Below are 13,710 nucleotides of genomic sequence, written 5' to 3'. Positions count from 1 at the left end.
AGAGTAAAGCTAGAAAGAGTAAAGCTAGAAAGAGTAAAGCTAGAAAGAGTAAAGCTAGAAAGAGTAAAGCTAGAAAGAGTAAAGCTAGAAAGAGTAAAGCTAGAAAGAGTAAAGCTAGAAAGAGTAAGAGTGGTGGAGGGAGCTGGATTCGAACCAGCGAAGGCTGAGCCGTCAGATTTACAGTCTGATCCCTTTGGCCGCTCGGGAACCCCTCCACACAAATTTTTACTATTGCATTTGGCCCCACTTCACTGAGAAGAAAAGTGGTGGAGGGAGCTGGATTCGAACCAGCGAAGGCTGAGCCGTCAGATTTACAGTCTGATCCCTTTGGCCGCTCGGGAACCCCTCCAATGCAACGGCGCTGATAATAGCAAACTGATTATTTAAGTAAAGAAAAAAACTAAAGAAAAATGCATAAATGCCGATAACTGGTTAATCAAGAAACTATTTGGCTAAAGACTATGCAAATTGATGGTTTGTTGCTCACAGAGAGTCAACTCGATAATCGTCTAAATAAAAGTGTTCACGAGCACCGCTCTGGAGAGTTTGCTTTATTACTCGCAATGCTTTCTCATGATGCGCTCGATTTTAGCCAGTTCCACCTACCAAAAACTGAATTAAGCAATCCTGAAGTATCTGAGTCTGCTCTGCGTACTGAATTAGGTGCTGGTCCTACACAACCATTAGCTCCCGAACAGTTTGATATGCTAATTGGGCAAGAAAATGCATTTAGACTATTGCAAGGTGGTTTATCAGATATAAAATTACGTCATTGCTTAAATCCAGAGCCTTTGAATGTTCGTGATGATAAGCAACATGTGCCGCTAGAAGTGATTGATAACTGTGAGCCAGCAGTTAGAAAACGCTTTTATGAAAAAAACAAACCCGTTGAGCGCCCACAAATCGACGCTGCCGCATTTTATGATAGTCTTACTAATGAGGCGATACATCAACCTCTGCATTTGGCGACAGCTTAGCATTCGAGGCTTAATCGAATTGTCATAGACTATGAATAAACTTAATAAAAAGTACAGCTAAATTAAGATGCGCTTGTTATAATAGCAGTCTATGGCTTAATGCCATTGTCATTGAACCAAGTTACTAGGACTATAATGAAGAAAACATTCACGCTAAACCACGAGAAAATTAAATACCCTCGTATGGTTGATGCAGCCAAGCACGAAGTAAAAAAATACTTGAAACGTGAGCGTAATAAAACACTCCCAGCAGGTGCCGACTATTGGGCGTTTGACTGTAAGTTTGGTGAATCAGCGGATGAGGCCAATGTCGTTCACGTGGCAGAGATTAATAAATGTATTAGCGATATTGAAGCAAAAGAGCTTACATCGTTTTATGTTGAAATCTTAGCGCGTCCTGCACAGCGTCAACATCAAGAGTTTGACGAAGAGTAATACGAATATCAGTTCGCAGTAATACTCTAAAACAAAAAAGGGCCATCAGGCCCTTTTTAGTTTTAGTAATCAATTATCGCGCAAACGGATCGGCATTTATTTTTTCTATGTACCAATTGCCTTTTTTACGCATCATTTTCACACTGCGCATATCATCAATTTTCTTACCATTAAAATAACCCGTAAAAATCAAATTGATGTTGGCTTTATCGCCATACTGTTCGCGCAAGCTCATGTTAGTCATATCGACTTCAATCACCACTTCATCGTATTGCATATTGACTAAGTTGCGAGCGAACTGCCCAGCGGTACCATAAGATTTCATAATTCGCGCCATTTTCGGCGTGGCGTATTCCATCGCTTTATTTAAATCGTTTTGGTTATACAAAGCATCAAAATAGAGGGTCGCTACGTTACCAGGGGTGTTTTTTTCACCTTTTGGTGCATCTTCAGAGCCGCAACCGGAAAGAATGCTGCTACTTAAAAGGATAAAAATTAAAAGTATATTTTTCATTGTTGTAGTTTTTCGAGTGAACTTAAAATAAAGTGTGTGACTAAATGAGCATGATGTAAAGTTAACTCGGTAAAATTAATAGTTTTATTTATTTTGGATAATAAAAAAGGATGCATGTTTGCATCCTTTTTAAAAACTAAGAGATTCTTGGTGATTACTGAACAAGCTCTTTATCGCTGAACTCTTCAGCAAATAATGGGCTTGATAAGTAACGCTCAGTTGCACTTGGTAAAATTACCACAATGTTTTTGTCTGCGTTTTCAGGTTTTTCAGCAAGGCGCTTTGCAGCAACTACTGCGGCACCTGAAGAAATACCCACTAAAATGCCTTCGTTTTTCATCAGTTCATGAGCCATGGCAATGGCATCTTCATTTGATACTTGCTCTGCAGCATCTACAACTTCTAAATCAAGGTTACCAGGGATAAAGCCTGCACCGATACCTTGGATTTTATGAGGGCCCGGTTTAATTTCTTCACCAGCTAAAGTTTGGCTAATAACTGGCGAGTTAGTTGGTTCAACAGCAACCGATTGTACATTTAAGCCTTTCTCTAGTTTAAGGTAACGGCTAACACCTGTAATAGTACCACCAGTACCAACACCTGCTACGAAAATGTCGATTTTTCCGTCCATTGCTTCAAAGATTTCAGGACCTGTTGTTTCAAAGTGAATTTTTGGGTTAGCTGGGTTTTCGAACTGTTGTAAAAGAATGTACTTTTCAGGCTCACTTGCTTGAATTTCTTTTGCTTTTTGAATTGCGCCATTCATGCCTTTAGCGCCATCAGTTAAAACTAGGTTAGCACCTAACGCTTTTAATAATTTACGACGCTCAAGGCTCATTGTGTTAGGCATAGTTAGAGTTAGTTTGTAGCCACGAGAAGCCGCTACAAATGCTAGTGCAATACCTGTATTGCCTGAAGTCGGCTCGATTAACTCTTTGTCTTTAGTTAAGACACCTGACTTTTCTGCTTCCCAGATCATTGAAGCACCAATACGGCATTTAACACTGAAGCTTGGGTTACGTGATTCTACTTTAGCAAAAACATTACCTGATGTTACGCGGTTAAGCTTTACAATTGGTGTATTACCAATCGTTAATGAATTATCTTCAAAAATGTTAGACATACTGTTCCCTTGGAAGCAATTTATTCAATCGTGATCAATGAGCTTAGGCTATTGATCTGTAATAGTCACACTTTACTGTGGTGAATAAAAAACGAAAGTAAAGTTTGGCTATAACATATAGCGAATAGGCTTATAGCATTTAGTAATAAGGTGGGAAAAGAAGGGCGCGCACCAAAAGGTGCGCTAATAGGGCCTTAAAGCAACCAAGCGTAGCTAAACTTGGCAAATAACGTACGCTGCTCTTTAGTCATTGATGACAGCTCATCATCTTGATAGCCATTATCAGAGTAACCAGCAAAGAATACAGTTTGCGGGTTCAGCTTGTAAGAATACAGTAGCTGAGTGGCTAACTTTTTATATTGGCTATCAACATCATCTATGTAATTAGCCTGATTGCGTTCTAAATCGGTATAAATGACTGCAAGGCGTAAAAAGCTATTCACGTTGAATTGGTAAGTTAAACGCACATCACTTAAATTGGCGGTAAATACTTCACTGCCATCGGCTTCAAGTTGCTCATAAGTATGACGTAAACGCACTTCAAAATGCTTACCAAGGTTCATATTCAGCACAGGGCGTATATGGAACTTATCACCAACGCGGTTATTTGCTAAATCAACGGCATTACCTGTATACATATATAAAGAAGCAAATACCCCAGCGGTGGGTTTAAAGTCACTGTAAAAACCAACGCCATTTTCGCTAAACAAGTCGGTGTTGCCGTCGATATCTAAACGTGATTTGTCGTGGCGAAGGCCAGTGCGATTACGATGCTCAATAGAGACCTCAAAAAAGCTTTGTAACGGGCCGCTGACTGAAAAGCTGGTTTGTGCTTCTTTTTCGAGAAGTTCATTATTTTCGTTGTGAGTAATATCCCAATCAGCATATAGGTTTGCGCGATTCCACCAATTGCCTTTATCGCCATACCAGCGGTATTCGCCACCAGTCGTAAACTTTTTAAAATCAACTTGTGAGATAAAGCCTAAGTCAGCTCTCAAATCAGCATCGCGGTAATTAAAATCGGCAAATGCGCGCCAGTATTTCTCATCGTGTTGATACTTTAGGTAGTAACCAGTACCTGATTGCTGTTCTTTACTTAAAACACGAAGTACACCTTCGTTGTAGTCGCAGTCACTATTTAATTCACAACTCACTTGCTCTGGCTGTAAGCAGTTATCCCCATCACATAACTCGTCGATAAAATCTTGGCTGTATTGCGTTTGTGACTTTAATACTTGCACTAAGAACACATCGTTTACTGTTGGTTTGTATTTACTATCCAAACTATATACTGTGTTTTTATAGTCATCACTTTGTCTGTGTGTTGCCGTTGACCCAAGTGATAAGCCTGATTCAAAATCGTATCGATAACGCAGGGCACTGTTTTCACTTTTCTCGTCTAGGGCGACAAGAGATGAACCTAAATTGCCAGGGATCAACACATTGGTTTGCGCGTCATTGGCAATGAAGCCGGCAAATGTATGACCATTTTTGCTGCCGGTGATTTTCGTGCCGTAATCTGGCTGGGCAATATTACGGGTATGAATAAGGTTAAGTGTTGAGGCAAAGTAGTCAGCGTTATCTAAAAAGAAGGCACGCTTTTCTGGGAAGAATAAACTGAAATTATTGTTCACACTCAATTGTGCTACATCTGCTTCAACCTGAGAAAAATCAGGATTAATCGTCGCATTTAAGGTGATATCTGGGGTGATCCCCCATTTAACATCGAGGCTGGCTTCAGTATTGTTTTCTGTTTCCCAATCAGCCACTTGTGCGCCATCAATATCACGTGTCTCATTTTTGCCAAGCACCACAGATGGAATAATCGCCACGTTATTGCCTTGCTTTGCTTGTTCAAAGCCTTGGTAAGTTGGCATTTGGCAAATCCAACAGTTGTTACCATGGTCAATTTGCATATTTGAGATACGTAACCGCTCACTGCGCGGTAAAAAGCGTAAAAACTCCATCGCCATAGTCTTACTTGCTACGCTGTCGTCAAAATTCAATACGCGTAATGGAATGGCAACTTCAACTGTGTAGCCTTTCTCATGAATAACACCGACGCTATCCCAAATACCGTCCCATGATGAGCTTTCATGTTTAGTCAGTTCGTTTTCTATTGAATCTTGTTGTACGCCAAGTGGGTTAATAAAAAATTGATAAGCTAATTGAGAATTATTGTATGAATCAATTTTTAGCCCGACTAGGTCATCATCCCAGGCTGCGTCACGGTCACGGTAAAAAGCACGAATAAGTTCTGGGTTTGGATCATTCGCTTCAAAGCCAATAAAAAGTGTTTCGCCATCCTCATAAACATAAGCGTGGGTGGTAACTGGGCTTTTACTGTTTTCGTAAGGCCAAGTAACGTTGCCTATGGTAATTTTTTTGGCACGTTGCCAACTTGGCTCATTGAGCTGGCCGTCGATTGTTGCTTGCTCCGCAATAAAAGGGAGGGTGACAGGTTGGCTGGTGGCCAAGGTAGTAAAAGGCACGTTCAATAGAGCGGCACTTAACATTGATTTATACATAAGCACTATACGGGTATTCAAAACTGCGAGCATGTTATTAATTTGCAACTTTGTTAACAAATGCAACGCGACAGGGCGCATATATTTACGTTCAAATTAGATTCTAACAAGCTGTGGTGGTAATTTGCGCAGTTAAACGTTAATTTGGCTGTTTTATAACAAAAGTAAACTAAAACGTGGTAAAAGATTACCACCTATAAATTGAAGTGATCGTTATGAATTTAATTCTAAAATTAATTGCTGGTATTGTTGCCGGTATTTTAGTGGGCTTATATGTGCCACTAACAGGTGTTGAACTCCTTTACACAGTAAAAGAAATAATAGGTCAGTTGATCACCTTTACCATTCCATTAATTATTTTATTTTTTATCGCATCAGGTATTGCTGGTTTACCAAAAGGGTCGGGCCACTTGTTAGGAAAAACAGTTGGTTTTGCATATGGTTCAACCGTTATTGCTGGAACCTTAGCGTTTTTACTTGTTAGCGCTATGATCCCATTATTTGACGGCGGTTTAACGTTTGAGGCTGAAGTTGCTACAGAAGTAGGTAGCTTTATCGATTTAGAAATTCCACCTCTAATGAGTGTCATGACAGCACTTGCTGCGGCGTTCATTTTTGGTATTGGTATGAGCCAATTACAGCTTGATACTTTAAAGAAAGTATCAGATCAGGGCCGTGATGTGATTGATGGCTTACTAGCAAAAGTAATTATTCCTGCGTTACCTTTTTACATTGCTGGTGTTTTCGCGGAAATGACAGTTGCTGGCACCGTGGTTGATACGCTACAAACCTTTGGTATTGTTTTGCTAGCTGCATTAATTATGCATTGGCTATGGCTAACTGTTTTATATGTATCTACGGGCCTTTTACTAAAGCGTAATCCATTAGAGCTTGTAAAAAATATGCTACCCGCTTATTTTACTGCTTTAGGTACAATGTCGAGTGCAGCAACAATTCCTGTTTCGCTTCGCTCAAGTAAAGCAAATAACGTAAAAGAAGATGTGGCTAACTTTACAGTATCTTTATGTGCAACTATCCATTTATCGGGCTCAACAATTACGATTGTGACATGTGCAATGGCTGTCATGTTCTTATCACCGAATATGGATGTACCATCGTTATTTGGTATGTTGCCATTTATTATGATGCTAGGTGTTGTAATGATTGCTGCCCCTGGCGCACCAGGCGGCGCTGTTATGTCAGCACTGGGCCTACTAACAAGTATGCTTGGTTTTAATGAAGGTGCGGTTGCATTAATGATTGCACTTTATTTAGCACAAGATAGCTTTGGTACTGCCTGTAATGTAACAGGTGATGGTATCATTGCCCTATGGGTTGATCGTTTCAGCGAGAAAGCATCAGCTTAAATTTAATTAGTGAAACGATATTTTGATTTATCGTTTCACTTTTTCTGTGCTAATGTGGCACATTAAATTGTGCGAAAGCAGCTATTTGGTTATTTGAGGGTGTTCCATTGATTAATGTACTTTTAGTTGATGACCATGAACTTGTACGGACAGGGATCAGACGTATACTTGATGATGTTCGCGGTTTTAAAGTGGTGGGTGAAGCTAAAACCGGTGAAGAAGCGGTGCAATTTTGCCGTCAACATTCACCAGATATCGTGTTGATGGACATGAATATGCCAGGTATTGGCGGTTTAGAAGCGACAAAGAAAATCTGTCGTTATTGCCCAGATGTAAAAATTATTGTGCTTACTGTGCATTGTGAAGACCCATTCCCAAGTAAAGTAATGCAAATCGGTGCACACGGTTATCTGACTAAAGGTGCCGGTTCTGATGAAATGGTTAACGCCATTCGTGCAGTGAATGCAGGACAACGTTATATTGCGCCTGAAATTGCGCAGCAAATTGCGCTTGCCCAGGTAAGTGGGCGGACAGATGAAAACCCTTTCCAGAGTTTGTCCGAGCGTGAGCTGCAAATCATGCTGATGATCACTAAAGGTGAGAAAGCGCAAGACATCGCAGAGCGTTTGAACCTCAGTTCAAAAACGGTGAATAGCTATCGCTATCGCATGTTTGAAAAGCTAAATGTAGGGGGGGATGTTGAACTTACTCATTTAGCAATTCGTCATAAAATGATCGACATTGATAGCTCGCATTAATTTGCTCAATGTCTGATTTCGAACCAGCCCGTTTTTTAAAAACACTATCAAGTGAGCCCGGTGTCTACCGAATGCTTGATAGTGAAGGGCAAGTTATCTATGTCGGTAAGGCAAAAAATCTAAAAAAGCGTGTCAGTAGTTACTTCCGTAGCAATGTAACTGATAGTAAAACGCGTGTCTTAGTCAGTAATATTTGCGGTATTGAAGTCACCCTGACTAACACCGAAACCGAAGCCTTATTACTCGAAAACAATCTAATAAAAAAATATCAGCCTCGTTATAATATTTTGCTGCGAGATGATAAGTCATATCCATATATTCTGTTAACAGATCATAAGCACCCGCGACTTGCTTTTCATCGTGGTAGCCGAAAAATTAAAGGCGAATATTTTGGTCCATTCCCAAGTGCGGGAGCGGTTTCTGAAAGTTTGCGTTTAATGCAAAAAATTTTTCCGGTTCGCCAATGTGAAGATGCCTATTATCGAGCGAGAAGCCGTCCCTGTTTACAATATCAGTTAAAGCGCTGCTCAGCACCGTGTGTAAATAAAATCTCCGATGAAGAGTACCAACAAGAAGTTGATTTTGTCCGTAAGTTTTTGCTGGGTAAATCTCATGAAGTTATCGCCGATTTAGTCACAAAGATGGAGCAAGCAAGTAAAGAACTTAAATTTGAGCTTGCGGCCAAAGTCCGTGACCAAATCATGTTGCTTCGAAAAATGCAGGAGCAACAATCTATTTCAGGTAATCATGCCGAAATGGATGTAGTGGGTTTTGCGCATTTAAATGGTTTAAATGCGGTTCACTTATTAATGATCCGCGACCACAAAGTGCTAGGCAGTAAAACTTATTTCCCTAAAGTACCAAAAGACTCCGGTGAAGAAGAAATTCTAACCTCGTTTTTAGGTCAATATTATTTAGCACCCGGTGCAACGGGGCGTATTGCCAAAGAAATTATCTTACCGTTCAGTATTGAAGAAAGTGAGCCATTAAGTGAAGCGCTTACGGCTATCTCTGAACGTAAAGTGAGTTTAAAAGTTGCTAATCGCGGTGAGCGGGCACAGTATTTAAAGCTTGCTAATAAAAATGCCCTTAATAGCATTAGTGTTAAGCAAAGTACCCAAGACTCCATTAATAAACGTTACGCACAATTAAAAGAAACATTACGTCTAGATGATATTAATCGCATGGAATGTTTTGATATCAGCCATACAATGGGTGAAAACACGGTAGCAAGTTGTGTGGTGTTTGATTCGCAAGGGCCAAATAATAAAGAATATCGCCGATTTAATGTTACTGGCATCACAGGTGGTGATGATTATGCTGCGATGGAATTTGCACTTAATAAACGCTACAACAAAGTTGTCGATGAAGAAAAAATTCCAGATGTCATCTTTATCGATGGTGGTAAAGGTCAATTATCTCGTGCTGAGCAATATTTTGAAAACTGGCCGCATAATAAAATGCCATTGTTGGTAGGTGTTGCAAAAGGTACTAGTCGAAAACCAGGTTTAGAAACGCTATTAATTGATGGCGGACGTAAAACAATACCACTTGATTCAGATGCGCCAGCGCTGCATTTAATTCAGCATATTCGTGATGAGTCGCACCGTTTTGCTATTGCAGGGCATCGTAATAAACGACAAAAACAACGCACACAATCATTGTTAGAAGAAATTACCGGCGTAGGACAAAAACGCCGACAAGCATTATTAAAATATTTAGGGGGCATGCAAGGGGTAAAAGCTGCTAATATAGACCAATTAAAACAAGTTCCTGGGATCAGCCCTGAAATGGCTGAAAAGATATTTAATCATTTGCATGACAAGGCTTAGCCTTCGTGCGAATATAGTAAAAAAAGACATCTCCAAGTAGTTATGTGGAATATTCCAAACACACTCACAACCTTTAGACTTTTTCTTATCCCCATTTTTTTGGTGATATTTTATTTGCCTTTCTCATGGGCATTTTTTGCAGCTGCGTTTGTTTTCTGGCTTGCGTCAATCACAGATATCCTTGATGGCTATCTAGCGCGTCGTTTAAATCAGTCAACGCCTTTTGGTGCGTTCTTAGATCCGGTTGCTGACAAAGTAATGGTGTGTGCAGCACTGGTTGCTTTATCAAGCCACTATCAAAGTTTGTATATGACTATTCCGGCATTAGTGATTATTAGCCGTGAAATTGTTATCTCTGCCTTACGCGAATGGATGGCAGAGCAGGGTAAACGTGACAACGTAGCTGTATCAAACATGGGTAAGTTTAAAACTGCGGCACAAATGCTAGCCATTATTGGTTTGATCTGGCAGTTTGATACATGGATGATCTACTTAAGTTATGGCCTTTTGTACGTCGCAACATTGTTAACGCTTAGTTCTATGTTGCAGTATTTAATGGCAGCATGGTCAGAATTGACCAAAAATTGATCCTAAACGTTTAATTACACACCGTTTTAGATAAAAAATAAGCAAACAGTTCAAAACTAGCATTTTTTATATTGACGCGTTTAATAATCTCTGTAGAATGCGTCCGTGTTGAGAGGGCATAGCCCCCAAGATAAAGAAAGCGGCACTAGCTCAGTTGGTAGAGCGCAACCTTGCCAAGGTTGAGGTCACGAGTTCGAGCCTCGTGTGCCGCTCCAATTATCTAATTTGGCGGAATGGCAGAGTGGCCATGCAGCGGATTGCAAATCCGTCTACCTCGGTTCGACTCCGGGTTCCGCCTCCATTCAACACTCCACGCGCTCTATGAGCAACCCGATGCCCGGGTGGTGGAATTGGTAGACACAAGGGATTTAAAATCCCTCGCTGGTAACAGCGTGCCGGTTCAAGTCCGGCCCCGGGCACCATTTGTGGTTAACTACAGTACCAAATGTAGTTATAAAAATAATATTAGAGTTAATATGATGCGGCACTAGCTCAGTTGGTAGAGCGCAACCTTGCCAAGGTTGAGGTCACGAGTTCGAGCCTCGTGTGCCGCTCCATATTAGCTTTATCCACTTGCTTTAAATAGCAAACCCGATGCCCGGGTGGTGGAATTGGTAGACACAAGGGATTTAAAATCCCTCGCTGGTAACAGCGTGCCGGTTCAAGTCCGGCCCCGGGCACCATTTTGATAAAGAAAAATTTGCGGCACTAGTTCAGTTGCCAGAACGTTATCATCGCAACCTCAAAGTTGTGCACCAACGGACAAAATACTGACAGAAACAAATTTGCGGCACTAGCTCAGTTGGTAGAGCGCAACCTTGCCAAGGTTGAGGTCACGAGTTCGAGCCTCGTGTGCCGCTCCAATTATTTGGAAGCGATAAGGCGGAATGGCAGAGTGGCCATGCAGCGGATTGCAAATCCGTCTACCTCGGTTCGACTCCGGGTTCCGCCTCCATATAATACTCCACATGCTCTTTCGAGCGACCCGATGCCCGGGTGGTGGAATTGGTAGACACAAGGGATTTAAAATCCCTCGCTGGTAACAGCGTGCCGGTTCAAGTCCGGCCCCGGGCACCATTTACATAAAATACCTCTTCTTTATTTCATTTATATTTCTTTTTATAACCTCATCTAACTATTTTTTTATTGCCAAAATAGCTCTATAGTTTCCTTAGTCTTTTTAAATAAGCAAATGCGTTTTCAAGTTTTCAGCACTACTGAATTCACTAAATAGGATCAAGGAAAGATAATGGAGCAATTTAAACGTGGCTTAAATCAGTTCTGGGTAGGCGCAGTGTTTGGGCTTTGTATAGCGATATCGTTAGTTCTTATTCCTGTTACGATTATTTTGTCGAACATTAACGACGTTCTGAAAATTCATGAGGTGAGCGTGCTTGTTGATAAAGTATCGACGGTCTTCGATAAATCAGAGCAGGCAATTAGTAATGCGAAAGCGGCGCTAACCGATTTTGATAATGACGTGGTGATGGATATACTTAATGCTGTGCAATCTTATCAGCAACAATCGCAGCCATTACTAACCGCAGAGCAAAAACAAGCATTAAAAGCGCAAATTAAAGATCAGCTTGTTACTGAGCTTGAGTCAAAGCTTAACGAGCAACAAATTACATTCATATTGTCTGTTTTCGAAAAGTTAACAAATACAAAAAAGGGAGCACAAACGCTCCCTAAATAAGAATTTACTTAACTAGATTATTTACGCCATGCGCCTTTAGGAATGGTTTGATCTAGCTTTTTGTTTTGCGAAGGATCAAAAGTAGGTAATTTACCTGCCTTACGTTGGGTGTTGTAATCCTTCGCGAGCCAAATAACGACGCCCGATAACATAAACAAAGCGATGACGTTAACGATAGCCATTAGACCCATAGAGACATCGGCAAGGGTCCAAACTAATGGTAATTCTCCAAGCGCACCAAACATCACCATACCAAGTACCAGTAATCGGAAGATCAACATACCCGATGCATGGTTATGCTCTAAGAACAATAAATTGGTTTCGGCATAAGAATAATTAGCAACAATCGAGGTAAATGCAAAAAACAAAATTGCAATTGCAACAAAGGTGGCACCCCAGCTACCAACATGTTCTTCAAGGGCAGCTTGTGTTAACGCAATGCCAGTCACACCTGAATCAGGTATAAGCTGTTGTGATAATAAAATAAGGGCTGCAGTTGCAGTACATATAATAATTGTATCTACAAATACGCCGAGCATTTGTACATAACCTTGTGAGGCTGGGTGTGGTGGGTTAGGTGTTGCCGTTGCAGCAGCATTTGCAGCGCTACCCATACCAGCTTCATTAGAGAATAAGCCACGCTTAATACCCTGGATCATGGCCTGCATTACACCATAACCTATTGCACCCGCACCCGCTTGCTCGATACCAAAGGCACTATTAATGACATGCATAAATACATTAGGTAATAAATCGTAGTTTATGGCACATACATAAAGTGCAACTAACAAATAAGCCAGCGCCATAAATGGTACAACCATTTCTGCAAAACGTGAAATAGTTTTTAAGCCACCAAAAATGATAATACCTGACCCTAACACTAAGCCGATGCCTACAACATAGTTTGGAATACCAAATGCAACATTAAATGCAGCAGCAATAGAGTTTGATTGAACAGCATTAAATACCAAGCCAAAAGCAAGAATAAGGCAAAGAGAAAAGATCACACCCATCCAGCGTTTGCCCAAACCATATTCCATATAATAAGCAGGGCCACCACGAAAGTTGCCATCTTCATCGACCGTTTTATATGCCTGAGCAAGGGTACTCTCGGCAAAACTTGTCGCCATACCTATTAATGCAATAAGCCACATCCAGAAAATTGCACCGGCTCCGCCTAAATAAAGTGCAACGGCAACACCTGCCATATTACCCGTACCAACTCGCGCAGCTAAAGAAGTACAAAAAGCTTGGAATGAAGAAATGCCATCGCCAGAACCTTGGCGGCTCTGAAACATTACTTTGATCATATGTGGGAATTGAGTGAATTGAATAAAACCGAGTCGAAGAGTGAAAAATAGCCCCGCAGCTATTAAAAGGTAAACCAGAATGTGACCCCAAAGGAGACCACTTATACTATTTATAATGTCTGTCATTTTTCTTGCCTTGTGAGCGAGTTGAAAATCTGCGGCGCAAGTTACCATATCAAGCGAGGAGAGTTTAGTTATTCTGCTAAAAAACATCAGTTATCCACAGGGGTTTGTGGGTAACTTGTTTGCATTTGGTGGGTATGTGATTAATTTGAAAATATTCAAAAAAACCTTCAAAAAGTGCTTGCGTTAATTCTTCGTATCCCTATAATGCGCATCCACTGACACGGCGGGCAGCAATGAAAAGCGCTGAACAACGTGACAGAGAGTTAAGTAAAACTTCGGCTTAAAACGGTCTAAAAAGAAAGTTTAAAATTAAGTGTTGACTCGAAAATTTAAGGATGTATTATACGCATCCCTAGCGACAACGTCGCAACGTTCTTTAACAATATAAAGCAATCATCTGTGTGGGCACTCGTACAGATTGAGTTCTAACAGCGAAGCTTAGTTTACTAAGTGGAG

Annotated in this window: 11 protein-coding genes and 10 tRNA genes; 15 read left to right on the top strand and 6 right to left on the bottom strand. The window is 40.8% G+C overall.

The genetic code is table 11. The annotated features are described in order from the left end of the window. Nucleotides 1–130: 130 nt before the first annotated feature. A tRNA-Tyr gene (locus L1272_RS21600) sits at nucleotides 131–215 on the bottom strand. Nucleotides 216–264: 49 nt separating this feature from the next. Further along, nucleotides 265–349: transfer RNA gene (locus tag L1272_RS21595), tRNA-Tyr, on the bottom strand. A 112-nt stretch (nucleotides 350–461) separates the two neighbouring features. Here L1272_RS21595 and L1272_RS21590 point away from each other — a divergent pair. Then, nucleotides 462–977: a VC2046/SO_2500 family protein gene (locus tag L1272_RS21590; protein ID WP_054553651.1), complete on the top strand. Its 516-nt coding sequence runs from the start codon at nucleotides 462–464 to the stop codon at nucleotides 975–977. 135 nt (nucleotides 978–1,112) lie between these two features. Beyond that, the gene (locus L1272_RS21585) at nucleotides 1,113–1,412 is read left to right on the top strand and encodes a DUF6172 family protein (RefSeq protein ID WP_054553650.1); all 300 of its coding nucleotides are present in this window, start codon (nucleotides 1,113–1,115) and stop codon (nucleotides 1,410–1,412) included. Between the two features lie 73 nt (nucleotides 1,413–1,485). On the opposite strand, the gene L1272_RS21580 is transcribed toward L1272_RS21585, so the two are convergent. The 3 genes from L1272_RS21580 to L1272_RS21570 form a co-directional block, all read right to left on the bottom strand. Beyond that, entirely contained in the window at nucleotides 1,486–1,926 is a 441-nt protein-coding gene (locus L1272_RS21580; RefSeq protein ID WP_138618601.1) for a hypothetical protein, read from the bottom strand. A 154-nt stretch (nucleotides 1,927–2,080) separates the two neighbouring features. Next, nucleotides 2,081–3,049, bottom strand: coding sequence for a cysteine synthase A (gene cysK / locus L1272_RS21575; RefSeq protein ID WP_054553648.1), 969 nt, complete (start codon nucleotides 3,047–3,049; stop codon nucleotides 2,081–2,083). 194 nt (nucleotides 3,050–3,243) lie between these two features. Continuing rightward, nucleotides 3,244–5,577: a carbohydrate binding family 9 domain-containing protein gene (locus L1272_RS21570; protein WP_235374254.1), complete on the bottom strand. Its 2,334-nt coding sequence runs from the start codon at nucleotides 5,575–5,577 to the stop codon at nucleotides 3,244–3,246. A gap of 215 nt (nucleotides 5,578–5,792) precedes the next feature. Here L1272_RS21570 and L1272_RS21565 point away from each other — a divergent pair, with 215 nt between their 5' ends. From L1272_RS21565 to L1272_RS21505, 13 genes are all read left to right on the top strand, one after another. Then, nucleotides 5,793–6,944 (top strand): dicarboxylate/amino acid:cation symporter, encoded by a 1,152-nt coding sequence (locus L1272_RS21565; RefSeq protein WP_235374253.1) that lies wholly within the window; start codon nucleotides 5,793–5,795, stop codon nucleotides 6,942–6,944. 107 nt (nucleotides 6,945–7,051) lie between these two features. After that, nucleotides 7,052–7,702, top strand: coding sequence for a UvrY/SirA/GacA family response regulator transcription factor (gene uvrY / locus L1272_RS21560; protein WP_054553647.1), 651 nt, complete (start codon nucleotides 7,052–7,054; stop codon nucleotides 7,700–7,702). Nucleotides 7,703–7,710: 8 nt separating this feature from the next. Then, nucleotides 7,711–9,534 (top strand): excinuclease ABC subunit UvrC, encoded by a 1,824-nt coding sequence (gene uvrC / locus L1272_RS21555; RefSeq protein ID WP_054553646.1) that lies wholly within the window; start codon nucleotides 7,711–7,713, stop codon nucleotides 9,532–9,534. Between the two features lie 42 nt (nucleotides 9,535–9,576). Next, nucleotides 9,577–10,122, top strand: coding sequence for a CDP-diacylglycerol--glycerol-3-phosphate 3-phosphatidyltransferase (gene pgsA / locus L1272_RS21550; RefSeq protein WP_187491247.1), 546 nt, complete (start codon nucleotides 9,577–9,579; stop codon nucleotides 10,120–10,122). Nucleotides 10,123–10,261: 139 nt separating this feature from the next. Next, nucleotides 10,262–10,337 (top strand) — tRNA-Gly (locus L1272_RS21545). Between the two features lie 12 nt (nucleotides 10,338–10,349). Further along, nucleotides 10,350–10,423: transfer RNA gene (locus L1272_RS21540), tRNA-Cys, on the top strand. Nucleotides 10,424–10,457: 34 nt separating this feature from the next. Further along, nucleotides 10,458–10,544 (top strand) — tRNA-Leu (locus L1272_RS21535). Between the two features lie 59 nt (nucleotides 10,545–10,603). Further along, nucleotides 10,604–10,679, top strand: a tRNA-Gly gene (locus L1272_RS21530). A gap of 39 nt (nucleotides 10,680–10,718) precedes the next feature. Beyond that, nucleotides 10,719–10,805, top strand: a tRNA-Leu gene (locus L1272_RS21525). A 104-nt stretch (nucleotides 10,806–10,909) separates the two neighbouring features. Continuing rightward, a tRNA-Gly gene (locus tag L1272_RS21520) sits at nucleotides 10,910–10,985 on the top strand. Between the two features lie 18 nt (nucleotides 10,986–11,003). Next, nucleotides 11,004–11,077: transfer RNA gene (locus L1272_RS21515), tRNA-Cys, on the top strand. Between the two features lie 35 nt (nucleotides 11,078–11,112). Further along, nucleotides 11,113–11,199, top strand: a tRNA-Leu gene (locus L1272_RS21510). 172 nt (nucleotides 11,200–11,371) lie between these two features. Continuing rightward, nucleotides 11,372–11,818: a hypothetical protein gene (locus tag L1272_RS21505; RefSeq protein ID WP_235374252.1), complete on the top strand. Its 447-nt coding sequence runs from the start codon at nucleotides 11,372–11,374 to the stop codon at nucleotides 11,816–11,818. A 17-nt stretch (nucleotides 11,819–11,835) separates the two neighbouring features. Here L1272_RS21505 and L1272_RS21500 read toward each other — a convergent pair whose 3' ends face one another. After that, nucleotides 11,836–13,254, bottom strand: a complete 1,419-nt coding sequence (locus tag L1272_RS21500) for an alanine/glycine:cation symporter family protein (RefSeq protein ID WP_194442807.1) — start codon at nucleotides 13,252–13,254, stop codon at nucleotides 11,836–11,838. Between the last annotated feature and the right edge of the window lie 456 nt (nucleotides 13,255–13,710).

Origin of the sequence: Pseudoalteromonas sp. PAST1 (assembly GCF_021532515.1) — a bacterium.
Lineage (GTDB): Bacteria > Pseudomonadota > Gammaproteobacteria > Enterobacterales > Alteromonadaceae > Pseudoalteromonas > Pseudoalteromonas simplex.
Note: the sequence above shows the minus strand (reverse complement) of the source record. Positions and strands in the feature narration are given on the sequence as shown.